This is a genomic window from Exiguobacterium alkaliphilum 12/1 (assembly GCF_000714435.1).
GTDB classification, from domain to species: Bacteria; Bacillota; Bacilli; order Exiguobacteriales; family Exiguobacteriaceae; genus Exiguobacterium; species Exiguobacterium alkaliphilum.
This window is the reverse complement of the sequence record NZ_JJMW01000032.1, coordinates 21,765-44,417: the sequence shown is the minus strand read 5'-3', so window position 1 is coordinate 44,417 and position 22,653 is coordinate 21,765. Positions and strand designations below refer to the sequence as shown.

Here is a 22,653-nt window from a genome sequence, read left to right as displayed (position 1 = left end):
CATATGAAAGCTTTAGTACTCGCAGAGGCGCGTGAAGGCGCGTTACGGAATGTATCATTTGAAGCCATCGCTGCGGCGAAACAATTGACGGATGACGTGACGGCTGTCGTCATCGGGGAAGACGTCAAAGCACTTGCGAACGAACTCGGGGAATATGGCGCCGGACGTGTCCTCGTCGTCGAAGACGCGCGTCTCAAACATTACACGCCGGACGGTTACGGGCAAGTGCTCCGACAGCTCATCGACCAAGAGTCACCGGATTTAATCGTCCTCGGCCATACCGCGCTCGGCAAAGACATCGCACCGAAACTCGCGGCCCGTCTTGACGCCGGTCTCATCAGTGACGTCGTCTCGATTGAAGGATCTGGTAAAGACGCTGAGTTCGTCCGCCCAATCTATTCAGGGAAAGCGTTCGAGAAAGTGAAGTTCAAAGACTCGGTCATGTTCTTCACGATTCGACCGAACAACATCGATGCGTTACCACGTACGGCTGGTGCGAGCGCATCGGTCGAGACGCCGAGCGTCGAACTGAAAGACCTCGCGATGATCGTCAAAGAAGTCGTCCGCAAAGCGACCGGCAAAGTCGACCTCGCCGAGGCGAAAGTCATCGTCGCCGGTGGCCGTGGCGTCAAGAGCGAGGACGGCTTCAAGCCGCTCGAAGAACTCGCGGAACTGCTCGGTGGGGCGGTCGGTGCTTCACGTGGAGCATGTGACGCTGACTATTGTGATTACGCTCTCCAAATCGGTCAGACCGGGAAAGTCGTCACGCCAGACCTGTACATCGCCTGCGGTATTTCCGGGGCAATCCAGCACTTGGCCGGCATGAGCAACGCCAAAGTGATCGTCGCCATCAACAAAGACCCGGAGGCGAACATCTTCACGGTGGCGGATTATGGCATCGTCGGCGACTTGTTCGACGTCGTCCCGTTGTTGACAGAAGAGTTCCGCAAGCACCTCGTCAGTAGCTAAAGTGCAGAACGTTTGGGGAAACTTACCCTCCGTGGTATACTCTGAACATGAAATGCATGAGGGTTCCTGAGTGGATTCTCACATCTTATTGGGGAGGTATTTACCAAATGGCTATTAAACACGCAACGACTCAATCGTTTGAACAAGATGTACAAGAGGGCGTCGTCCTCGTTGATTTTTGGGCAGCATGGTGTGGACCGTGCCGCATGATCGCACCGGTACTCGAAGAGCTCGACCAAGAGATGGGCGACCAAGTCCAAATCATCAAACTCGACGTGGATGAGAACCCAGAAGTCGCGGGCGCTTTCCAAATCCAAAGCATCCCGACGCTCATGATGTTCAAAGACGGTCAACCTGTCTCGAAGACAATGGGCTTCCAACCAAAAGAAGCGTTGAAAGAGTTCATCGCGACAGCACAATAATGTCCAAAACAGCCGATCGGATCTCCGGTCGGTTGTTTTTTGTATGTCACCCGACAGACGAACTATGAGATTTTTTTTACATTTTCCGACGCGTTCCTTCATATTTAAAAGTTTAGAAATAGTTTGAATTTGTGAAGAAACAGGGAAGTTTTAATCATGGCTAAGAACGGAAAAATTGCGCTATACTCATGTAGAGACGTGATGTAGTCAGATGACCCTACTTTTAGTTTGGGCACGCTATATCGCTTGTACGACTCTGTTCGAAGGAGGAATTTTCTTGTCGGTGTTACATCTCGCTATTTTATTGCCGCTCCTCGCGGCACCGTTTATCCCGTTTCTGTTTCGGGCAGTGAAGCGAATACATACGGGGTGGTTCGTATTAATCGTCCCTACGCTTCTATTCGTGTACTTCTTCCGATACATCGGTATCACGAGTGATGGGGGTGTCGTCACGGAGACGGTCCGCTGGATGCCGTCGCTCGGCATCAACTTCACGGCGTACGTCGATGGGCTCGGCCTCTTGTTCGCGCTCCTGATCACGGGGATCGGTGCGCTCGTTGTCTTGTATTCGATTTATTACTTGAATAAAGACAAAGAATCACTCGGCCACTTTTACGTGTACTTGCTCCTCTTCATGGGGGCGATGCTCGGGGTCGTCTTGTCCGACAACATGGTCGTCATGTACATGTTCTGGGAGTTGACGTCGATTTCGTCGTTCCTCTTGATCGGCTACTGGTACGAGAAAGAGCGTTCCCGTTACGGGGCGCAAAAATCGATGCTCATCACCGTGTTCGGGGGTCTGTCGATGCTTGGGGGAATCGTCCTACTCGAGTCGATGGTCGGCTCGTTCAGTATTCGAGAGATGGTCGCGAACCAAGCGGTCATCGTCGATAGCCCGTTCTTCATCCCGGCGATGATCCTCATCTTGCTCGGGGCGTTCACGAAGTCGGCGCAGTTCCCGTTCCACATCTGGTTACCGGATGCGATGGAGGCACCGACTCCGGTCAGTGCATACCTCCACTCGGCGACGATGGTCAAGGCGGGGCTCTATTTGGTCGCGCGGATGAGTCCGGTGTTCCAAGAGTCGTCGCTCTGGCTATGGATCATCGTCTCGTTCGGGACGTTCACCCTCTTCTGGGGGTCGTTCAATGCGGTCAAACAGACCGATTTGAAAGGGATTCTCGCGTATTCGACCGTCAGTCAGCTCGGTCTCATCATGTCGCTCCTTGGCCTTGGGGCCGCGGCGCTTCATTATGACGGGGTCGATGACAACATCTTCATGGTCGCAACGATTGCCGCGATCTTCCATTTGATTAACCACGCGACGTTCAAAGGCTCGCTCTTCATGATGGTCGGAATCGTCGACCATGAGACCGGGACGCGTGACATTCGTAAGCTCGGCGGCTTGATGACCGTCATGCCGATCACGTTCACGATTGCCGTCATCGGTTCGTTGTCGATGGCCGGTCTACCGCCGTTCAACGGCTTCCTCAGTAAAGAGATGTTCTTGAAGGCGACGACGAAAGTGTTCTCGGCCGACTTCTTCGCGCTCGACACGATCGGCCTGCTCATCCCGGTCGTCGCGTTCATCGCGAGCGTGTTCACGTTCGTCTATAGCTTGATCATCTTCACGCGGACGTTCATGGGCAAAGCCCAGTTTGACAAGTTGCCGAAACAGCCGCACGAGGCGCCAATCGGGATGCTCATCCCGCCAGCGATTCTCGCCGTGCTCGTCGTCGTGCTCGGCTTCATCCCAAACGTGTTATCGAACACGCTCATCCGTCCGGCTGTCGAATCGATTTACCCGTCGCTCGTCGAAGGTGGGCAGGCGGTCGAAGTCGATTTGTATTTCTGGCACGGGATCACGCCTGAGTTGCTCATGACAATCGGGATTGTCGCGCTCGGGACGGTGCTCTTCTTCACGCTCAACAAATGGATGGGCATCTACAACCGTGTGCCGTACCGCTTGACGCTCAACGGCATGTACGACGGTTCGCTCGTCTGGTCGAACAAGGCGGCGTACCGCTTCAAAGACAACTACATGACGGGCTTCATTCGCTCGTATTTAATTTACATCTTCGTCTTCATGTCGGGGATGCTCTTGTTCTCGATGTGGTGGTATGAGATGTTCAACTTCTCGTTCGACGAGATGGCCGAGATTGCGCCATATGAGTATGTGCTCGGTGCGGTCGTCGTCTTGAGCGCGTTCGCGATTCTGTTCATGCGTTCGCGTCTCCCGGCAATCATCTTGCTCGGTGTCGTCGGCTATGGTGTCGCGCTCTTCTTCGTCTTCTTCGAAGCGCCGGACCTCGCGCTCACACAGCTCGTCATCGAGACGGTTTCGGTCGCGCTCTTCCTGCTCGTGTTCTACCATATGCCGGAAATCAGCAAGAAAGAAGTGCGGATGCGCTTTAAAGTCGGCAATGCGATCGTGTCGGTCCTTGTCGGTGTGACGGTCATGATGCTCAGCTTCATGACGCTGTCGAACAAGTCGCTCAGCTCGATCTCGGAATACTATAAAGAAAACGTCTATGAATTGGCTGCCGGGAAGAACATGGTCAACGTCGTCCTCGTCGACTTCCGTGGCTTTGATACATTGTTCGAGATTATCGTCCTCGCGGTCGCCGGTCTCGGGATTTACACGATGATCAAGTTCAGAACGACAGCACAACGTACGAAAGGAGAAGGTGAACATGGACATGAAGCCAAAAAGTGATAAACGCGTCAATGACGTCATTTTGCAGACGGCCGCGGTGATCATCTTCTTCATCATCATCGTTTTCTCGATTCACTTGTTCTTCTCGGGTCACTACTCGCCGGGCGGTGGATTCATCGGAGGCTTGATGACGGCAGCGGCACTCGTGCTGTTGTTACTCGCCTTCGATTCGAAGACGCTCGCGACGGTGCTCCCGTTCGACTATCGCCGGTTGACGGCGCTCGGGGCGCTCATCGCGGTGTTGACGGCGATGCATTCTGTCTTCTTCGACTTGCCGTTCTTCACGCACGCCTATGACAAGTTCTACTTGCCGCTTCTTGGTGAAGAGACGCTCCATACGGCGATCGCCTTCGACCTCGGCGTCTACTTCGTCGTCATCGGCGTCACGATGACGATCATTCAAACGATTGGAGAGAGTGAGTAATGGAAATCTTCGTTAGCATCATTATCGGTGTCTTGACGATGTGTGCAGTCTATATGATTCTCTCAAAGAGTTTGTTACGCATCATCATCGGCACGTCACTGTTCAGTCACGCCGCCCACTTGCTCGTCTTGACGATGTCAGGACTGAAGACAGGGGCCGCACCTGTCCTCGTCGACGGTGTGACCGACTATACCGACCCGTTACCGCAAGCGCTCGTCTTGACGGCGATCGTCATCAGTTTCGGGGTGACCGCGTTCTTCTTGGTGCTCGCCTACCGCGCCTACCAAGAGCTGAACACGGATAATATGGAGGAAATGAAAGGAACGGAATCGAATGATTAACTTACCTGTGTTTCCGATTGTCATCCCGGCGCTCGCGGCGATCATCATGATGTTCCTGCCAAAGAACGTGCGTCTGCAGCGCGGACTGGCACTTGGATCGATCTTTATCACGTTGCTCGTGTCGCTCTTGTTGGTGCACACGGTCTCGAACGAGGGCATCATGACCCTCAACCTCGGGAACTGGCCGGCGCCGTTCTCGATCACGCTCGTCTCGGACATGTTGTCTGCGCTCCTCGTCACGACGTCGACGCTCCTCACGTTCTTCATCGTCTGGTTCGCTGTCCATTACTTTTCGACGGCGTATGAAGAGAACTACTTATACGTGGCGATGCTGTTCTTGCTCGTCGGGGTAAACGGCGCCTTCACGACTGGCGATATTTTTAACTTGTTCGTCTTCTTTGAAGTGTTCTTGATCTCGTCTTACGTCTTGATCGTCCTCGGCGGCAAGGGCGTGCAGTTGCGCGAGTCGATTAAATACTTGCTCGTCAACGTCCTCGCCTCGGCCCTGTTCGTCATGGCGGTCGCGTATTTATACGGTGCCGTCGGGACGCTCAGTTTGGCCGACCTTGCCCAAAAGATTCCGCTCGTCGACAATCCGAACGTCATCTCGGTCATCGGGGTGTTGTTCATCATCGTCTTTGGGTTGAAAGGGGCGCTCGTGCCACTTCACTACTGGTTACCGGGATCGTACGTCGTCGCACCGACGCCGATTCTCGCGTTGTTCGGAGCACTTTTGACGAAAGTCGGGGTCTACTCGATTCTTCGGACGTATACGCTCCTGTTTGACGTGAACGGGACGTTCTTACAGACGTTCCTCATCGTCCTCGCCGTGCTCACAATCGTGACCGGGATGGTCGGGGCGATCGCCTATAACGACGTCAAGCTCATCATCATCTATAACATCATGATCGCCGTCGGGGTCATCTTGTACGGAATCGCGGTCAACACGCAGACGTCGCTCGAAGGGGCGCTCTACTACTTGATTCACGACATGATGATTAAAGCCGTCTTATTCATGCTCGTCGGGATGATGATCGGTATCACGAGGTCCGGGCAGCTCCGAGGCATGGGCGGGCTCATCACCCGCTTCCCGCTGTTCGGTTGGACGTTCTTCATCGCGGCGCTCTCGCTCGCCGGAATCCCACCGCTCAGTGGCTTCTTCGGGAAGCTTCTCATCATCCAAGGTGGGGTCGGAGAAGGGGACTTGTTCGGTCCGATTCTCGTCCTCGTCTCGAGCTTGTTCGTCCTCTTCTCGGTCATCAAGATTTTCTTGAACGGATTTTGGGGCGAAGAGCGCGGCACGTATGACGGCCCACTCGTCCCTTACGCGAGTCGTCTGCTCGTCCCGGTCTGCCTCTTGCTCGCTGTGGCGGTCGCCTATGGGTTCGGTGCTGAGTTGATGCATCCGTATATTACCCAGGCAATCGAACCGCTCACGCAACCAGAACTTTATATCGATGCCGTGTTAAAGGAGTGACTATAAGATGGCCTATCAAATATTGATTAACTTTTTCTTGGCGTTCATCTGGATGTTCCTCACGGGATCGTTCACGACGTATGGGTTCCTGATTGGATATATTCTCGGATTGCTCGTCATCTTCATGATGCGCCGCTTCTTCCGTGAAACAGGGACAAACTTTTATTTCATGCGAGTGATTAAGCTGTTTAAGCTACTCCTCATCTTCTCACGTGAGCTCGTCATGGCGAACTTCGAGGTGTTGCGCCTCGTCCTCAGTCCGAAGCTCGAGATTCAACCCGGGATTTTCCGGTACGAGACGTCGCTCAAATCGGGCTGGAAGATCAGCCTGTTGTCGATGCTCATCTCATTGACGCCAGGGACGCTCGTCGTCCAAGTGTCGCAAGATAGTAAGATCCTCTATATCCATGCGCTCCATATGCCGGATAAAGAGGCACTCAAACGAGACATTTACGAAAACTTTGAATCTAGCATTAAGGAGGCGACGGAATGATGCATTGGTTAGACATCTTAATCTACATCTCACTCGCCATCCTTGTCATCGCGATGTTGTTCATGCTGTATCGGGTCGTGAAAGGGCCGACGACGCCGGATCGCGTCATCGCCCTTGACTCGATTGGGATCGCGCTCATCTCGGTCGTCGCGTTATTGTCGATTCTGCTCGACACGACGATGTTCTTCGAGGTTATCCTCTTACTGAGTATCCTTGCTTTCATCGGGACGGTGGCGTTCTCGAAATACCTAGAGAGAGGAGCAATCATCCATCATGACCGCGACAATGATCTTTGATATTTTGACCGGCGTCTTCACGGTCATCGGGGTGTTCTTCACGGTCGTCGCGGCGATCGGCCTTCTCCGTCTGCCTGACATCTACTCGCGTACACACGCGGCGTCGAAGTCGGCGACACTCGGTGTCATGTTCGTCTTGTTCGCGGCCGTGCTCCACGTCTGGGTCGACCAACGCGTCTTCGATGCACGGCTCTTGCTCGGGTTGTTCTTCGTCTTGTTGACGGCCCCCGTCGGCGGACATTTGATTGCCCGGGCGGCGCATACGAAAGGCGTGCCGCTCTGGAAGGACTCACTCCAAGACGCATTGAAGGAAGACAAGGACAAAGGATTGGAATAACGAAAAGACTCGCCGCGGCGAGTCTTTTGCTTGTTGGCGAACATCGATCGAAGCGCTCGTCCTTCTGGCGCCCATGCTTTCCGCAGGCAATCCCGGAGCCGCATCGCGACTAACGTCACTGCTGGGTCTCCGTTGGATTGCTTTCCTGCAGAGGACAGGACGCTTTGATGTGTTTACAAAAAAAGACGAATCAGGTCGCGATGTGCGAATGGATTCGTCAACCGATTTAAGACTCGCCGCGGCGAGTCTTTTTTACGTGGTCTCATAGTAAGAAGCTCAAGTCGGACGCTGACGTCGGATAGGCGAACTGCAAGTGTTTGACGTGTTGATGGGTCATGTTGTTCTGTATAATGAAAGAGAACAGGTTAATCAGTTCCGGCGCGTGCTGGCCAATTAAGTGGGCGCCGAGTACATGGCCGTCACGGCTGAGCAGGACGCGCGAGAACGCCGTCTCGTCATGGATGCGTTCATACGTCAAAAAGTGGGACAAGTCGATGTCTTTGCATTCGAAATCGATTCCGTTCGCTTTCGCCTCCTCGACCGTCAGACCGACCTTGGCGATCGGCGGCGATGTGAACACGACCGTCGGCGCCGGCCGCTCCGGAAACGGGCGGGTGTTTCCTCGCAAGAGGTTCAAGGCGGCGATCCGTCCTTCTTGCCCGGCGAACGGTGTGAGCGGCGGGTTGTCGCTCGCGCTGACGTCCCCGGCGGCGTAGATGTTCGGGTTCGATGTCTGCAAATAGGCGTTGACGCGAATCCCGTCGTGGTCGGCTCTGACGCCGGCCGCCTCGAGATGGAGCCGCTCGATGCTCGGGATGCGGCCCGACGCGTTAAGGACGAGCCCGTGAAGGGTAGAGTCATCAGACAACGTCAATACGTCCCCGTCGAGCGCGCTCGGCTCGACACCATAACGGACGTCAATCCCGATGCGCTCGGTCTCATCGATGAGCCGCTTCACGACGTTCCGGTCGAACGCCTTTAAGGCGCGTGAGCGGACGAGTAGCGTGACGTCGCAACCGAACCGCCGCAGAATATGGGCGAACTCGAACGCGATATAACCGGCCCCGACGATACTCACGTGCGCAGGCAACGACGCGAGGTCGAAAACATCGTCGCTCGTGATGGCGTGCTCCCCGCCCGGGATGTCGAGCGGGCGGGGAATGAGACCGGTCGCGATGATAAAATGATGAGCCGAAATCTCATGTCCGTTGATGACAATCGAGTCCTCATCGATGAAGTGGGGTTCGCCTTCGAATAAATCGATGCCGTGCTCTCTCCAGTTGTGCGTCTTCGTCGTCGGGACCGCGAAACGATATTCATCGACGCGACGCTTGAACGTCGCCCAGTCGAGTGTGATCTCACCGTTGACGCCGAGCGTCTTTATCTGGTCGACCCGGGCTACGAGTTCCGCGCCTTCCGCGAGCATCTTTTTCGGGTCGCAGCCGCGTTGCGGGCACGTCCCGCCGAACGTCCAATTCTCGACGATGGCAATCTCTTTACCGGCGTCACGTAAAATATTTGCCGCTTGGCTCGCGGCCGAGCCGCTCCCAATAATGATGACGTCATACCGTTTCATAACCATTCCCTCCCTCGAAGACTTCACCATATTTTTCCCGTCCTCGAGGAAGCTAAACTGAGGTGACCGAACTTGAGTCAAACTGACCACATTAAACATAAATTGGCGCTCCTCCCGGACGACCCCGGCTGTTACTTGCATAAGAACGAGTACGGCGAGGTCATCTACGTCGGGAAAGCGAAGAACTTGAAGAACCGGGTCCGCTCCTACTTCACGGGGGCGCACGACATCAAGACGATGCGTCTCGTCGCTGAGATTCGCGACTTTGAATACATCGTCACGGCGAGCGAGCTCGAGGCGCTCCTGCTCGAGATGACGCTCATCAAAAAGCACGACCCGAAATACAACATCCGGTTGAAAGACGATAAGACATACCCGTATATCAAAATCACGAACGAGCCGTACCCGCGCCTACTGACGACACGGAAGTTGAAGAAGGACGGCGGCTATTATTTCGGCCCGTATCCGAACGCCTATGCCGCGAACGAGACGAAGCGTCTTCTCGACAAGCTGTACCCGCTAAGGAAGTGTCAGCCGATGCCACGTAAGCTCTGCCTGTATTACCATATCGGACAATGCCTCGGGCCGTGTGAGCTCGCCGTCGATACGGACGACCAGAAAGCGATCGTCCAAGAGATTCGCCGGTTCTTGAACGGGGAGACGGCCGAGACGCTCGCCAAGCTCGAGATCGATATGGGGAAGGCCGCCGAGGAGATGCAGTTCGAGCGTGCCGCCGAGCTCCGTGACCAAATCCGGGCCGTCGAATCGATTATGAACAAACAGAATATGATCACGGCCGACCCGACCGCGCGCGACGTGTTCGGCTACACGCTCGACCGGGGCTGGATGTGTGTCCAAGTGTTCTATATGCGTGGCGGCAAGATGATTGAGCGTGACGTCTCCCTCTTCCCGCTCCACGGGGAACCGTCCGAAGAGCTCGAGAGTTTCATCGTCCAGTTCTACGAACAGAACGTCGTGCCAAAAGAAGTGCTTGTCCCTGAAATCGTCCGCGTCGACTTGTTGGTTGATGCGATCGGCACGAAAGTGATGCAGCCGAAACGGGGAGCGAAACGGCAACTGCTCGCCTTGGCGACGAAGAACGCGGAAATCGCGTTGAACGAGAAGTTCGAGTTGCTCGCCCGCGACGAAGAGCGGACGCTCCTGGCGATGCGCGAGCTCGGTGAGGCGATTGGCATCCCGAACTTGTCGCGCGTCGACATCATCGACAACGCCAACATCCAAGGAAGCGACGCCGTCTCGGCGCTCGTCGTCTTCGAGGACGGCAAGCCGCTCAAGAAAGAGTACCGGAAGTACAAGATTCGCACCGTCCAAGGGCCGGATGACTACGAGACGATGCGCGAAGTCGTCCGCCGTCGGTTCCGTCGGCTGTTGACCGAGGAGAAGCGCTTGCCGGACTTGCTGTTGATTGATGGGGGCATCGGACAATTGAACGCCGCCCTCGATGTGCTCCAGAACGAGTTCGGACTCGACTTACCGGTCGGCTCGCTCAAAAAAGACGACCGACACCGGACGAGCCAACTCTTGTTCGGGGAGGGTGGCGGCATCGTCGAACTGAACTCGCGCTCGAGCGCGTTCTATCTGTTGCAGCGGATGCAAGACGAGGTCCACCGTTTCGCCATCACGTTCCACCGCAGCCTGCGGACGAAAAAGATGACGAAATCGGTGCTCGACGATATTCCGGGGGTCGGGCCGAAACGGCGCCAACAATTGATTCGACATTTCGGGTCGATGAAACAGATTCGCCTCGCCTCACTCGAACAGTTAAAAGAAGCGGGACTGCCGGAGAAGTTGGCAGAGAAAGTGCTCGAGCATGTGCATGAGGAGACCGATGAATAAGAAAGAGCCGATGCGGAAAATCGCATCGGCTCTTCGTCATTCGTACGAATCTTTTCGGTCTAATTGGACGGTGATGTGGACGGTTTGGCGTGCCGGCTCGGCGAAGCCTTCAGCGACATATTGGAGACGCCCGGCGATCTGTTCGGCTAAAAAGCCCGCCTCGAGCTGATAATAACCGGTCGCTTTTTGCTGTGTCGAAGGAGGCGGAACGAGTTCGAACGAGAACTTACTTCCTTTTTCTTTCACAAGCGTCAATTGCCCCCATCCGGCTTCCTCGAAAAATGCGACGAGTTCATCGTCTGGCATAACCGGGAACTTTCGGGCGACCCGTTTACCGGCCCAATAGATGACTTGGCCGTAGTCTTCACCAAGCAAGTCTGTCAACACATAATCGCGCAACAATTCAATCGCGAAAGTGGGTTGGCTCATAGTTTCCATCTTCTTCCATCACTCCAATCTCTCTATACCATTATAACGACGAATTGGGATTTGGTCACCGGGATTTTTCGAAAAGAATGTGCCGGAAATCCGTCCGGTTGTCTTGTCATACAATTTTCACAAGAGTAGAATAGGAGTCAGAAAGCTATATTTAGATTTGAAAACGCTTTTATTTACAAAACGAGCCAAGTGCTCGGACAAAGGGGGAACTAGAATGGCAACGCGTCGTGACTATTTCAGTCGTAAAGTCCATTCGCTACTTGGGGTCATCCCAATCGGCTTGTTTTTGATCGTTCACTTGTCGGTCAACTACTATATCGTCGATGGGGTGGAGTCGTTCAACAAGGCAGCAAAATTCATGGAGAGCTTACCGTATTTATACTTCCTTGAAGTGACGATCATCGCCTTGCCGATGATTTTCCACGGTGTGTACGGCGTCTATTATGCGTTCCTCGGGTCGATCAACTCGAACCGATACTCATACGCCCGCAACTGGATGTATATTCTACAACGCTTCACAGGCGTCTTCCTCGTCATCTTCATCGCGTGGCACGTTTGGGAAACGCGCTTGGCGAAGATGCGCGGCGTCGAGGTCAACGCGGAGATGATGCAAAACATCGTCGACAACCCGCTCATGCTCATCTTCTACATAGTCGGGATTCTCTCGGCTACGTTCCACTTCGCGAACGGACTTTGGTCGTTTGCAATCACGTGGGGCATCACACAGTCACCGCGCTCGCAACGTTTCATGAGCTACGTGTCAGGTGCCGTGTTCTTGGCACTATCTTTTGTCGGACTTCGTTCAATCTTGACGTTCGCCGGCATCTTGTAATAGGGGGAATTTTACATGGCAAATCAAAGTTTGATCGTCATCGGTGGCGGTCTGGCTGGACTCATGGCGACGATCAAGTCGGCTGAGATGGGTGTTCCGGTTAAATTATTCTCGCTTGTACCGGTCAAGCGTTCACATTCGGTTTGTGCACAGGGCGGCATCAACGGGGCCGTCAACACGAAAGGGGAAGGGGATTCTCCTTGGCAACACTTCGATGACACGGTTTATGGGGGCGACTTCCTTGCCAACCAACCGCCTGTCCAAAAGATGGCAGAAGCGGCACCGAAAATCATCCACATGTTCGACCGGATGGGCGTCATGTTCAACCGGACGCCGGAAGGTCTTCTTGACTTCCGTCGCTTCGGCGGCACGCTCCACCACCGCACGGCGTATGCCGGTGCGACGACGGGGCAACAGCTCTTGTATGCACTAGACGAGCAGGTTCGTCGCTATGAGGCGCAAGGGCTCGTCGAGAAGTATGAAGGCTGGGAGTTCCTCCGGGCCATCATCGACGAGGCGGGCGTCTGCCGCGGTGCGGTCTGTCAAGATCTTCGTTCGATGGAGATTAAAGCGTTCCCATCGGATGCGGTCATCCTCGCGACAGGCGGCCCGGGTGTTATCTTCGGCAAATCGACGAACTCGGTCATCAACACCGGGCAAGCGGCCGGGGCGGTGTATCGTCAAGGCGCGGTCTATGCGAACGGCGAGTTCATCCAAATCCACCCGACGGCGATTCCAGGGGACGACAAGCTTCGTCTCATGAGTGAGTCGGCGCGCGGTGAAGGTGGACGTGTCTGGACGTATAAAGACGGGAAGCCTTGGTACTTCCTTGAAGAGAAGTATCCGGCCTACGGAAACCTCGTGCCGCGTGACATCGCGACGCGTGAGATCTTTGACGTCTGCGTCAACCAGAAGCTCGGCGTCAACGGCGAGAACATGGTGTACCTCGACTTGTCGCACAAAGACTCGAAAGAGCTCGACATCAAGCTCGGCGGCATCCTCGAGATTTATGAGAAGTTCGTCGGCGACGACCCACGGAAAGTGCCGATGAAAATCTTCCCGGCCGTCCACTACTCGATGGGCGGACTCTGGGTCGATTACGACCAGATGACGAACATCCCTGGACTGTTCGCGGCAGGGGAATGCGACTACTCGATGCACGGTGCGAACCGTCTCGGCGCGAACTCGCTTCTTTCGGCCGTATACGGCGGGATGGAAGCCGGTCCCGCAGCGGTCAGCTACATGCGTGGCCTCGACCAAGCGACCGAGAGCGTACCGGAAGCCCTCTTCAACTTCAACGAGCGCGAAGAGATTGAACGCTTCAACAACATCCTCGCGATGGACGGTACGGAAAACGCGTATCAGATTCACCGTGAACTCGGTGAGCTCATGACGGACAACGTCACGGTCGTCCGCTATAACGACAAGCTCATCGCGACGGACCAAAAGATTCAAGAACTCCGTGCACGCTTCAATAACATCTCCGCGACCGATACGGCCCGCTGGAGCAACCAAGGTGCCTCGTTCATCCGACAGCTCGACCACATGCTCGATCTCGCGCGCGTCATCACACTCGGCGCTTTGAAGCGGGACGAGAGCCGTGGGGCCCATTACAAGCCGGACTTCCCGGAACGGAATGACGAGCAGTTCATGAAGACGACGATGGCACGCTATGACAATGGGGAAGTCGATATCTCGTATGAAGAGATCGACGTTTCGTTAATCCCGCCGCGTAAACGGGATTACTCGAAGAAAGGGGCGAAGACGAAATGACGACGCCAATGCAATCAGACCAAAAAGACATCCGCTTCATCATCGAACGCCAAGATGGACCGGATCAACCGACGTATACGGAAGAGTTCACGGTACCTTACCGACCGAACATGAACGTCATCTCGGCGCTCATGGAGATTCGCCGGAACCCGGTGAACGCCGAAGGCCAAAAGACGACGCCAATCAACTGGGACATGAACTGTCTCGAGGAAGTATGTGGCGCCTGCTCGATGATCATCAACGGGAAACCGCGCCAATCGTGTACGGCACTCGTCGATAAGCTCGAGCAACCGATCCGTTTGTCACCGATGAAGACGTTCCCGGTCGTCCGTGACCTTCAAGTCGACCGTCAGCGCATGTTTGACGCGTTGAAAAAAGTGAAGGCATGGGTCCCGATCGATGGCACGTACGACCTCGGTCCAGGACCGCGGATGCCAGAGAACAAGCGTCAATGGGCGTATGAGTTGTCGAAATGTATGACGTGCGGTGTCTGCCTCGAGGCGTGCCCGAACGTCAACGATAAGACGAACTTCATCGGTCCGGCCGCCATCTCGCAAGTCCGCCTCTTCAACTCGCACCCGACCGGCGCCTTCCACGCGGAAGAACGTCTCGAGGCGCTCATGGAAGACGGCGGCATCATGCAGTGCGGGAACGCACAAAACTGTGTCGAAGTTTGCCCGAAAGGCATCCCGCTCACGACGTCAATCGCCGCGATGAACCGCCAGACGACGCTTCACTCGTTCAAATCGTTCTTCGGTAGCGACAAGGGCCGTACCGGCTCTGCGGTCGAGGCGTAAGGGGAGCGGATGACGAAATACTTCCGCGAAGCCGATTGGGAAACACGTGTCAGAGCAGGGGTCGCACTAGACGTCAAAGTCCGATTCTCGGAGTGCGACCCGTACGGTCACATGAATAACACGATTCCGTTTATCTATTTCGAAGATGCGCGAATCGAGTTGCTTGAGGCGACAGGTTTTTCATTGAAAGATGGGTTCGTCGTCGTGGCGGACGCGCAGTGCGATTACGTCCGCCAAGTGATGCCGCGCCAATCGATCAAGGTATATGCCAATGTCTTGACGGTCGGAAACACTTCATGTGATATTCATTACGGGGCATATGATGGAGAACAGCTCATGTTCGCGGGGCGCACGAGCCTCGTGCACTTGTCGAAATCCGGTCGTCCGGTCGAATGGACTCCAGAATATAAAAACCGCTTGCAGAATTTTTGCGAATCCGCTATCATTTGATAATGAGTTCACAAACAATTATTTTGCAGGTCCGCCTGTAGAATTGAAATTTGAAGGGAGACTATCACGTCATGGAAAAAACGTTCACAGTCGTTGCAGATTCAGGAATTCACGCTCGTCCAGCTACACAGTTGGTTAACACAGCTTCTAAGTTCCAATCAGATATCAACCTTGAGTACAACGGTAAAACGGTAAACCTCAAGTCGATCATGGGTGTACTTTCACTCGGAATCGCGAAAGATTCGACAATCAAAATCACTGCAGCTGGTGACGATGCAGAAGAAGCGGTTAACACGCTTTCTGACATGCTCACAAGCGAAGGTCTTGCTCAGTAATTCGGGCAACGGACGAGGCGGCCAATCGGCTACCTCGTCTTTTTTGTTTGTCACATGACCGTTTCTTTTGCCGGAACGGCTTTTTTGGTAAGATAGATGGGAATGGAAGTGATCACATGAAACGAGCGATTGGAGTACTCGATTCAGGTGTTGGCGGCTTGACCGTAGTCAAAGAATTGATGCGCCAACTACCGAAAGAAGAAATCATCTACATCGGCGACACGGAGCGGTGCCCGTACGGCCCGCGCCCGCACGACGAGATTGAAGCCTATACATGGGAACTGATTGAGTTCCTGCTCAGCAAGAACGTGAAGATGATCGTCATCGCCTGCAACACGGCGACGGCCGTCGTCTTGAAGGAAGCGCGTAAACGTCTCCATATCCCGGTCATCGGTGTCATCGACCCGGGTGCCCGGGCCGCCGTCAAAGGCACGCGCAATAAACATATCGGCGTCATCGGAACGAAGATGACGGTCGAAAGCAACTCGTACGAGACGGCCCTCCGTCACGTGGCGGGCGAGGTCGACGTCTATTCGCTCGCCTGTCCGCCGTTCGTCCCGCTCGTCGAAGCGGGCGAGCTCGAGGGGGAGCGCGTCCGAACGATCGTCGAAGAGACGCTTCGTCCGCTCCAGCCGTCCGAGATGGATACGCTCATCCTCGGTTGCACGCACTACCCGCTCCTCGCGCCCGTCATTCAAGACGTCGTCGGGCCGGACGTGCACCTCATCTCGTCTGGTGACGAGACGGCGCTCGAAGTGGCGGCCATCCTCGATTTCCAAGAACTCGAGAACGACCTCGATACGGTCCCGACGCATCAGTTTTATGCGACGGGGGACGTCGACATGTTCAACCGGCTCGCGACCGAATGGCTCGGTCTATCCGTCACGGCGGAGAAAGTAGAGGTGTCCCTCAATGCGTAGTGAACGAAAATATGATGAATTGCGTGACGTCGAAATCATCCCGCACGTCAATAAGCACGCCGAAGGCTCGGTCCTCATCTCAATCGGGGACACGAAAGTCATCTGTACGGCGACGGTCGAAGAGCGTGTCCCGAATTTCTTGCGCGGCAAGAGACAAGGGTGGATCAACGCCGAGTATGCGATGTTGCCTCGGGCGACGGGAGACCGGACCGTCCGGGAAGTCGTGCGCGGCAAACAGTCAGGGCGGACAATGGAAATCCAGCGGCTCATCGGCCGTAGCCTCCGTTCGGTCGTCGATTTGGAACGGCTCGGGGAACGCACGATTTGGATTGACTGCGACGTCATCCAAGCCGACGGCGGGACGCGGACCGCTTCCATCACGGGCGGATTTTGTGCGCTCGTCCTCGCGGTCGACGCGCTCATCCGCCAAGGGAAACTGACGGACACGCCGATCAAGGAAGGCGTCGCCGCCATCTCGGTCGGACGGACCGATGCGCTCGTGCTCGACTTGGACTATGAAGAGGATGCAGCGGCCGAGGTCGATATGAACGTCGTCATGACGGCGAGCGGACGCTTCGTCGAAGTGCAAGGCACCGGTGAAGAAGCGACGTTCACCCTACAAGAGATGAACGAGCTGCTTCAACTCGCACAAGGCGGGATTGAGCAGCTGTTCAAAACGGCAGAAGCCGCCCTCGGCGCCTCATGGTGGTACGTCGGCGAACAGATGGAGGAAACGACATGAAGTTGATTGTGGCAACACATAACCCAGGAAAAGTGAAAGAGTTGGAGGCGATGTTGACGCCGCTCGGGTTCGAGGTCGAGTCGCTCTTAGACTACCCCGACGCGCCGGAGACGGACGAGACCGGGACGACGTTCGAAGCGAACGCTGAACTGAAGGCGACGGAAGCGGCACGTTATTTCGGACAGGCGGTCCTCGCGGACGATTCAGGACTTGAAGTCGATGCGCTCGACGGGGCACCGGGGATTTACTCGGCCCGCTTCGCCGGACCGGAGAAATCCGATGCGGCCAACAACGCACTGTTGTTAGAGAAATTGAACGGGGCGACCGATCGTACGGCTCGCTTCGTCTGTGCCCTTTGCCTAGCGAAACCGTCGGGCGAGACGTTGACGGTACGCGGGACGCTCGAAGGGACGATCGGCTATGCACCGCATGGCGAGAACGGTTTCGGGTACGACCCGCTCTTCATCGTCCCGTCGCTCCATAAGACGGCGGCGGAACTCGAGCGGGACGAGAAGGCAGCGGTCAGTCACCGCGGACAAGCGTTACGGAAGTTGGAGGCAGAAATCATTTCGTTCATGGAAGGGTGAGCCGTATGCGTTTTCTAATCGTCAGTGATAGTCACGGATTGACAGAAGAACTATTGAGCATCTTCAACCGGCACGAACAAGAGATTGATGACGCGTTCCATTGTGGGGACTCGCAGCTCGCACTCGTCGATGAGCACTTGCTCCCGTATCGGACCGTACGCGGCAACTGCGATTTCGGTGGCGACCTTCCGCTCGAACGCGTCGAGGCGACGCCGGCCGGGACGATTCTCATCGTCCACGGTCATCACCATGACGTGAAGTACGACTTGAACCGATTGCGCTACCGGGCCGAGGAAGTCGGGGCGAGCGTCGTCTTGTTCGGCCACTCCCACGTCGCCGGGGCGTTGATTGAGGACGGGATTGTATACATCAACCCGGGTTCGATTCGGATGCCGCGCGGTCGCAGTGAGAAGACGTATGCGCTCCTTGACCTTGAGAACGGAGCGGCCTCGGTCCGGTTCTATCAATCGGAAGACGGCTCGGCTGTACCGGACCTCGACGTGAGCGGAAAGCTGTGACGGAATGAAAAGAAGGAATTGACAGCAAACCATTTTTCTATTATAGTTTTCTTGTCAATGTCCCAATAGCTCAGCTGGATAGAGCAACGCCCTTCAAGACAAATAGGAGCCTTTATAGGGAAACAAGAACCTATAAAGTGGACGACACTATATCGGTGAAGCCTTAACAGATCATGCTGATGGTAATACCGAGGAAACTTGTACCTTTCCGAAGGTCGAGCTGGTTCGAAGGACTGTACATGTTGCAGAGGTAGAGCTAGTGAAGGAACGTTTTCGTTCGTGAGGTTCCGTAGAGACTACACGTGTCGCACCTGAAACGGTGAAGATATAGTCCAGACTACAAACAACACACGTTGGTGGCGAAAGCCATGGTGGTAAGCTAAGGCGTCGGTCGGGGGTTCGAATCCCTCTTGGGACACTTCCATTTAAAATAGAGATAGCCTCCACGGGGGCTGTCTCTTTTTTCGTTTTTCATGGGAATGATTTGACATTCCACTCGATCCTAAGGAAGATGGAGAAGAGTGGAAGAAAGGGTGTGGGGAGATGGGTCAAAACCAGCAGTATCCGTTTCCGGGGAACTGGACACGACTTCAAAAGATGGTGAAAGAAGCCGACATGGCCGGGGAGCGGCAACGCATCGAACCGATTCTATGGGAATGGTATGAACAGTTAAGCGGTGACGTCTACTTGTTCATGGAAATCTTTCAATGTCTGATGGAACGTCCGGACGAGCCGGAGACGCTCGAACGACTCGAAGAGCTCGTCACGACGCAGATGGAGACGTCGGAACGGCCGGAGACGTGCGGCCTTCAAATCGCCCAATATTACATCATGCGCGATCAACCGTTCGAGGCGGCCCATTGGATTGAAAAATATTTGAGTGTCCAAGACGGCGACAACGTCAACACGCAGGCGTATCAAGTGCTTCAAGTGTTGAAACTGACGGAGTTCCCGGCGGCGATCGCGAAGTTGAAGCGGACGCTCCATCAAGGGAGCACGGCCGAGCAGATCGAAATGCTCGCACACGTTCATTTCAATATCGACGACGTGCTTGATAACGTGTTGAAGGCATACCTCCTCGAGGACCGGCCGAAAGTGATTAAAGTGATGGTGCTCGAGCGGGCGATCGCGGAACTTGAGACGATTGAATGGACCGACCGTGGGGAACGATACGTGTATGACCGTACCGAGGCGAGCACGTTCGCGCGCGAATGGGGCTTCACGTATGGTGATTTGCAAAAACGGTTTTATGGGGACGAGATCGCGACGCAGCTGTCGACGAACTATTGTTACGTCCATTACCCGTTCGTGCCCCATCTCGCCGATGAGCTCGAACCGGCCATCGTCGAGGCGAAACGGGCGATGTTGAACGCGATGGAAGCGAACGGTCTTGCCGGGGAAATACTTGAGGCGGACGCCTCGTTCACACGGTCACTCCTCGACTAAATCGTTGTGTGCTCGTGTCGGATTTATGCTATAATACGGATTGTTGTACATTCTTGTACGTATAAACGAATTGTTGGAGGGACTTAGCATGACAGCAAAATGGGAAAAAACATCAGGTAGCCAAGGCGTACTCACGTACGAAGCACCTGCAGAAGCTTTTGATAAAGCAGTCGACGCAGCATTCAAAGACGTCGTCAAATCATTGAACGTGCCTGGCTTCCGTAAAGGGAAATTGCCACGCCCAATGTTCAACAAAATGTACGGGGAAGAGGCGCTCTACCAAGACGCACTCGACATCCTCTACCGTGACACGGTTCAATCTGCAGTCGAAGAAGCTGGTTTCGAACCAATCGCACTCGAAAACATCGATGTAGACGGCACGCTCGAAAAAGGCAAACCTGTAACGTTCAAAGTAACGTTCGTTGTTGAGCCTGAAGCTGAGCTTGGCGAATACAAAGGTCTCGAGTACGAAGCTGTTGAAACAACAGTCACTGACGAAGAAGTCACAGCAGAACTTGACGCGCTTCAACAGCAAGGCGCTGAGCTTGCTGTTAAAGAAGGCGCAATCGAAAACGGCGATACAGCTGTCTTTGATTTCGCAGGTTTCGCTGATGGCGAGCAGTTCGAAGGCGGCACAGCTGAGAACTACACGCTTGAAATCGGATCAGGCCAATTCATCCCTGGCTTCGAAGAGCAAATGGTCGGCATGACAGCTGGTGAAGAAAAAGACGTTGAAGTAACATTCCCTGAAGAGTACCACGCTGACAACTTGGCGGGTAAACCAGCGACATTCAAAGTCAAGCTTCACGAAGTGAAAGCGAAGCAAGTACCTGAGCTCGACGACGAGTTCGCAAAAGACATCGACGAGTCAGTATCTTCACTCGACGAGTTGAAAGCGAAAATCCGTGAGCGTTTAGAAGCTGGCAAGAAGCAAGAAGCAGACGGCACGATGCGCGACCAGCTCGTTGAACAAGCGACTGCAAACGCGACAATCGACGTACCTGCAGTTCTCGTCGAGCAAGAAGTAGACCGCATGGTTCAAGAGTTCGGTACGCGTGTATCTTCACAAGGCATCGACCTCAACATGTACTTCGAACTCACAGGAACTTCTGAAGACGCAATGCGCGAAGAGATGAAAGAGCAAGCAGAAGAGCGCGTAAAAGCTCGTCTCGTCTTGAAAGCCATCGCTGAGAAAGAAGCAATCGAAGTGTCTGACGAAGATGCTGAAAAAGAGCTCGAAGAAATGTCTAAGCTCTACAACATCGCACCAGACCAACTCCGCACGATGCTCGCGCCACAAGGCGGAATCGAGACACTTAAAGGTGACCTCAAGTTCCGTAAAGCGATCGACATCCTCGTTGAAAACGGGAAAGCGAAGTAATCGGATCGAAAGGACGGCTGCCGCGCAGTCGTCCTTTTTTCGTCACGACACTTTGCATGTGTTAATCTTTGATGAAGTGATTTGTTCATGCTACAATTATTGCAACGCAGAGATGTAAATGTCTTTTCACGGTGCAAGTCGCACCGGAAAATACAAATAGGCGATTTATCGCACTTACATCCATTTCCATTCAGAAGGGGTGTACCGAATGTTCAAATTTAACGAGGAAAAGGGGCAACTCAAGTGCTCGTTTTGCGGAAAATCGCAAGAACAAGTCCGTAAATTAGTCGCCGGTCCTGGCGTATACATTTGTGACGAATGTATCGAACTGTGCAATGAAATCGTCGAGGAAGAGCTCGGTGTGGAGGAAGAAGTCGAATTCAAAGACATCCCGAAACCACAAGAGATTCGCAACATCCTTGATGAGTATGTCATTGGTCAAGACCGCGCCAAACGTGCGCTTTCGGTAGCTGTCTACAACCACTATAAACGCATCAACGCCGGCGGCCGTTCGGACGATGTCGAACTTTCGAAGTCGAACATCGTGATGATCGGACCGACTGGTAGCGGTAAGACGCTTCTCGCTCAGACGATGGCACGCGTCTTGAACGTCCCGTTCGCAATCGCGGACGCGACGAGCTTGACAGAGGCAGGTTACGTCGGGGAAGACGTCGAGAATATCTTGCTCAAGTTGATTCAATCGGCCGACTACGACGTCGAAAAGGCTGAGAAGGGCATCATCTATATCGATGAAATCGATAAGATTGCCCGCAAGTCGGAAAACCCATCGATCACGCGTGACGTATCGGGTGAAGGCGTTCAGCAGGCACTTCTCAAAATCTTGGAAGGTACGGTCGCGAGTGTCCCGCCACAAGGTGGTCGCAAGCATCCGCATCAAGAGTTCATCCAAATCGATACGACGAACATCTTGTTCATCGTCGGCGGCGCGTTCGCCGGCATCGAAGCGGTCGTCAAACGCCGCATCGGGAAGAAAGTCATCGGTTTTGGGAACGACCAAGAGAACCGCGAGTTGACGCAAGAAGACTTGCTCGCCCGTGCGCTTCCGGAAGACCTTCAGAAGTTCGGGTTGATTCCTGAATTCATCGGTCGTTTACCGGTCATGGCGACGCTCACGACGCTTGACGAAGAAGCGCTCGTCGAGATTTTGACGAAGCCGAAGAACGCCCTCGTTCGTCAGTACGAGAAAATGCTCGAACTCGACGACGTCGAACTCACGTTCACAGACGAGGCGTTGATTGAAATTGCCAAACTTGCGATTAAACGTAAGACTGGCGCACGCGGTCTCCGCTCGATTATCGAAGAAATGATGCTCGATGTGATGTTCACCGTCCCATCGCGCGACGATATCGAGAAAGTCATCATCACGGATGAAACGATTACGGGTCTTGCCGGTCCGAAATACGTCCTCCGCGATGGCACTGTCGAACAGACGGGCGACAACAAAGAGACAGCATAACTTTTAACGTAAAAGGCTCAAACACTCGGCACATCCGAGTTTTGGGCCT

Annotated in this window: 24 protein-coding genes; 22 read left to right on the top strand and 2 right to left on the bottom strand. The window is 54.5% G+C overall.

Annotated elements, in window-relative coordinates; genetic code table 11:
* Positions 1-3 precede the first annotated feature (3 nt).
* The 9 genes from RT52_RS07440 to mnhG all read left to right on the top strand — a co-directional run bounded on the left by RT52_RS07440 (position 4) and on the right by mnhG (position 7,475).
* Entirely contained in the window at positions 4-969 is a 966-nt protein-coding gene (locus tag RT52_RS07440) for an electron transfer flavoprotein subunit alpha/FixB family protein (protein WP_034816380.1), read from the top strand.
* Between the two features lie 107 nt (positions 970-1,076).
* Positions 1,077-1,391: a thioredoxin gene (trxA, locus tag RT52_RS07435; RefSeq protein ID WP_034809792.1), complete on the top strand. Its 315-nt coding sequence runs from the start codon at positions 1,077-1,079 to the stop codon at positions 1,389-1,391.
* Between the two features lie 277 nt (positions 1,392-1,668).
* On the top strand, positions 1,669-4,107 hold the full coding sequence (locus tag RT52_RS07430; RefSeq protein WP_034816378.1) for a Na+/H+ antiporter subunit A: 2,439 nt from the start codon (positions 1,669-1,671) through the stop codon (positions 4,105-4,107).
* On the top strand, positions 4,091-4,531 hold the full coding sequence (locus RT52_RS07425) for a Na(+)/H(+) antiporter subunit B (protein ID WP_034816510.1): 441 nt from the start codon (positions 4,091-4,093) through the stop codon (positions 4,529-4,531). Before RT52_RS07430 ends, RT52_RS07425 begins: the two co-directional genes overlap by 17 nt.
* Complete coding sequence (locus RT52_RS07420; RefSeq protein WP_034816376.1) at positions 4,531-4,872, top strand: Na(+)/H(+) antiporter subunit C; 342 nt, start codon at positions 4,531-4,533, stop codon at positions 4,870-4,872. The genes RT52_RS07425 and RT52_RS07420 overlap by 1 nt, the downstream gene beginning before the upstream one ends.
* A complete protein-coding gene (locus tag RT52_RS07415; RefSeq protein WP_034816374.1) occupies positions 4,865-6,349 on the top strand; it encodes a Na+/H+ antiporter subunit D in 1,485 nt (494 codons plus the stop codon). Before RT52_RS07420 ends, RT52_RS07415 begins: the two co-directional genes overlap by 8 nt.
* 7 nt (positions 6,350-6,356) lie before the next feature.
* Positions 6,357-6,842 (top strand): Na+/H+ antiporter subunit E, encoded by a 486-nt coding sequence (locus RT52_RS07410; RefSeq protein WP_034809784.1) that lies wholly within the window; start codon positions 6,357-6,359, stop codon positions 6,840-6,842.
* Positions 6,839-7,138, top strand: a complete 300-nt coding sequence (locus tag RT52_RS07405; protein ID WP_081825915.1) for a Na(+)/H(+) antiporter subunit F1 — start codon at positions 6,839-6,841, stop codon at positions 7,136-7,138. The genes RT52_RS07410 and RT52_RS07405 overlap by 4 nt, the downstream gene beginning before the upstream one ends.
* The gene (gene mnhG / locus RT52_RS07400) at positions 7,116-7,475 is read left to right on the top strand and encodes a monovalent cation/H(+) antiporter subunit G (RefSeq protein WP_034816371.1); all 360 of its coding nucleotides are present in this window, start codon (positions 7,116-7,118) and stop codon (positions 7,473-7,475) included. Before RT52_RS07405 ends, mnhG begins: the two co-directional genes overlap by 23 nt.
* 262 nt (positions 7,476-7,737) lie before the next feature.
* Here mnhG and RT52_RS07395 read toward each other — a convergent pair whose 3' ends face one another.
* Entirely contained in the window at positions 7,738-9,051 is a 1,314-nt protein-coding gene (locus tag RT52_RS07395; protein ID WP_034816368.1) for a dihydrolipoyl dehydrogenase family protein, read from the bottom strand.
* Between the two features lie 72 nt (positions 9,052-9,123).
* Between RT52_RS07395 and uvrC the strand changes: the two genes are divergently transcribed.
* Positions 9,124-10,908, top strand: a complete 1,785-nt coding sequence (gene uvrC / locus RT52_RS07390) for an excinuclease ABC subunit UvrC (RefSeq protein ID WP_034816365.1) — start codon at positions 9,124-9,126, stop codon at positions 10,906-10,908.
* A 36-nt stretch (positions 10,909-10,944) separates the two neighbouring features.
* On the opposite strand, the gene RT52_RS07385 is transcribed toward uvrC, so the two are convergent.
* Positions 10,945-11,337 (bottom strand): YslB family protein, encoded by a 393-nt coding sequence (locus RT52_RS07385; protein ID WP_245175489.1) that lies wholly within the window; start codon positions 11,335-11,337, stop codon positions 10,945-10,947.
* A 223-nt stretch (positions 11,338-11,560) separates the two neighbouring features.
* Between RT52_RS07385 and RT52_RS07380 the strand changes: the two genes are divergently transcribed.
* The 12 genes from RT52_RS07380 to clpX all read left to right on the top strand — a co-directional run bounded on the left by RT52_RS07380 (position 11,561) and on the right by clpX (position 22,604).
* The gene (locus RT52_RS07380) at positions 11,561-12,178 is read left to right on the top strand and encodes a succinate dehydrogenase cytochrome b558 subunit (protein WP_034816360.1); all 618 of its coding nucleotides are present in this window, start codon (positions 11,561-11,563) and stop codon (positions 12,176-12,178) included.
* A 15-nt stretch (positions 12,179-12,193) separates the two neighbouring features.
* Positions 12,194-13,951, top strand: a complete 1,758-nt coding sequence (sdhA, locus tag RT52_RS07375) for a succinate dehydrogenase flavoprotein subunit (RefSeq protein WP_034816358.1) — start codon at positions 12,194-12,196, stop codon at positions 13,949-13,951.
* 8 nt (positions 13,952-13,959) lie between these two features.
* Positions 13,960-14,748, top strand: a complete 789-nt coding sequence (gene sdhB, locus RT52_RS07370; protein ID WP_200871127.1) for a succinate dehydrogenase iron-sulfur subunit — start codon at positions 13,960-13,962, stop codon at positions 14,746-14,748.
* A gap of 9 nt (positions 14,749-14,757) precedes the next feature.
* On the top strand, positions 14,758-15,198 hold the full coding sequence (locus RT52_RS07365; protein WP_034816357.1) for an acyl-CoA thioesterase: 441 nt from the start codon (positions 14,758-14,760) through the stop codon (positions 15,196-15,198).
* Positions 15,199-15,269: 71 nt separating this feature from the next.
* Positions 15,270-15,533, top strand: coding sequence for a phosphocarrier protein HPr (locus RT52_RS07360; protein WP_021066838.1), 264 nt, complete (start codon positions 15,270-15,272; stop codon positions 15,531-15,533).
* Positions 15,534-15,649: 116 nt separating this feature from the next.
* Positions 15,650-16,453: a glutamate racemase gene (gene racE, locus RT52_RS07355; protein WP_034809774.1), complete on the top strand. Its 804-nt coding sequence runs from the start codon at positions 15,650-15,652 to the stop codon at positions 16,451-16,453.
* Positions 16,446-17,195: a ribonuclease PH gene (gene rph / locus RT52_RS07350; protein WP_034816355.1), complete on the top strand. Its 750-nt coding sequence runs from the start codon at positions 16,446-16,448 to the stop codon at positions 17,193-17,195. The genes racE and rph overlap by 8 nt, the downstream gene beginning before the upstream one ends.
* Positions 17,192-17,782: an XTP/dITP diphosphatase gene (locus RT52_RS07345; protein WP_034809770.1), complete on the top strand. Its 591-nt coding sequence runs from the start codon at positions 17,192-17,194 to the stop codon at positions 17,780-17,782. The genes rph and RT52_RS07345 overlap by 4 nt, the downstream gene beginning before the upstream one ends.
* Positions 17,783-17,787: 5 nt before the next feature.
* Positions 17,788-18,300, top strand: coding sequence for a metallophosphoesterase family protein (locus RT52_RS07340; RefSeq protein ID WP_034816353.1), 513 nt, complete (start codon positions 17,788-17,790; stop codon positions 18,298-18,300).
* Between the two features lie 543 nt (positions 18,301-18,843).
* Positions 18,844-19,746 carry a hypothetical protein gene (locus RT52_RS07335; protein WP_034816352.1) on the top strand — a complete coding sequence of 301 codons (903 nt, stop codon included), beginning with the start codon at positions 18,844-18,846 and terminating at the stop codon, positions 19,744-19,746.
* A gap of 88 nt (positions 19,747-19,834) precedes the next feature.
* A complete protein-coding gene (gene tig / locus RT52_RS07330) occupies positions 19,835-21,127 on the top strand; it encodes a trigger factor (RefSeq protein ID WP_034809766.1) in 1,293 nt (430 codons plus the stop codon).
* 208 nt (positions 21,128-21,335) lie between these two features.
* Entirely contained in the window at positions 21,336-22,604 is a 1,269-nt protein-coding gene (gene clpX, locus RT52_RS07325; protein ID WP_034809764.1) for an ATP-dependent protease ATP-binding subunit ClpX, read from the top strand.
* Positions 22,605-22,653 lie beyond the last annotated feature (49 nt).

Coding starts and splice junctions, on each gene's coding strand:
- RT52_RS07440 (WP_034816380.1), top strand. CDS start 4: ATGAAAGCTTTAGTACTCGCAGAGGCGCGTGAAGGCGCGTTACGGAAT.
- trxA (WP_034809792.1), top strand. CDS start 1,077: ATGGCTATTAAACACGCAACGACTCAATCGTTTGAACAAGATGTACAA.
- RT52_RS07425 (WP_034816510.1), top strand. CDS start 4,091: ATGAAGCCAAAAAGTGATAAACGCGTCAATGACGTCATTTTGCAGACG.
- RT52_RS07420 (WP_034816376.1), top strand. CDS start 4,531: ATGGAAATCTTCGTTAGCATCATTATCGGTGTCTTGACGATGTGTGCA.
- RT52_RS07415 (WP_034816374.1), top strand. CDS start 4,865: ATGATTAACTTACCTGTGTTTCCGATTGTCATCCCGGCGCTCGCGGCG.
- RT52_RS07410 (WP_034809784.1), top strand. CDS start 6,357: ATGGCCTATCAAATATTGATTAACTTTTTCTTGGCGTTCATCTGGATG.
- RT52_RS07405 (WP_081825915.1), top strand. CDS start 6,839: ATGATGCATTGGTTAGACATCTTAATCTACATCTCACTCGCCATCCTT.
- mnhG (WP_034816371.1), top strand. CDS start 7,116: ATGACCGCGACAATGATCTTTGATATTTTGACCGGCGTCTTCACGGTC.
- RT52_RS07395 (WP_034816368.1), bottom strand. CDS start 9,051: ATGAAACGGTATGACGTCATCATTATTGGGAGCGGCTCGGCCGCGAGC.
- RT52_RS07385 (WP_245175489.1), bottom strand. CDS start 11,337: ATGAGCCAACCCACTTTCGCGATTGAATTGTTGCGCGATTATGTGTTG.
- RT52_RS07380 (WP_034816360.1), top strand. CDS start 11,561: ATGGCAACGCGTCGTGACTATTTCAGTCGTAAAGTCCATTCGCTACTT.
- sdhA (WP_034816358.1), top strand. CDS start 12,194: ATGGCAAATCAAAGTTTGATCGTCATCGGTGGCGGTCTGGCTGGACTC.
- sdhB (WP_200871127.1), top strand. CDS start 13,960: ATGCAATCAGACCAAAAAGACATCCGCTTCATCATCGAACGCCAAGAT.
- RT52_RS07365 (WP_034816357.1), top strand. CDS start 14,758: ATGACGAAATACTTCCGCGAAGCCGATTGGGAAACACGTGTCAGAGCA.
- RT52_RS07360 (WP_021066838.1), top strand. CDS start 15,270: ATGGAAAAAACGTTCACAGTCGTTGCAGATTCAGGAATTCACGCTCGT.
- racE (WP_034809774.1), top strand. CDS start 15,650: ATGAAACGAGCGATTGGAGTACTCGATTCAGGTGTTGGCGGCTTGACC.
- rph (WP_034816355.1), top strand. CDS start 16,446: ATGCGTAGTGAACGAAAATATGATGAATTGCGTGACGTCGAAATCATC.
- RT52_RS07345 (WP_034809770.1), top strand. CDS start 17,192: ATGAAGTTGATTGTGGCAACACATAACCCAGGAAAAGTGAAAGAGTTG.
- RT52_RS07340 (WP_034816353.1), top strand. CDS start 17,788: ATGCGTTTTCTAATCGTCAGTGATAGTCACGGATTGACAGAAGAACTA.
- RT52_RS07335 (WP_034816352.1), top strand. CDS start 18,844: ATGGGTCAAAACCAGCAGTATCCGTTTCCGGGGAACTGGACACGACTT.
- tig (WP_034809766.1), top strand. CDS start 19,835: ATGACAGCAAAATGGGAAAAAACATCAGGTAGCCAAGGCGTACTCACG.
- clpX (WP_034809764.1), top strand. CDS start 21,336: ATGTTCAAATTTAACGAGGAAAAGGGGCAACTCAAGTGCTCGTTTTGC.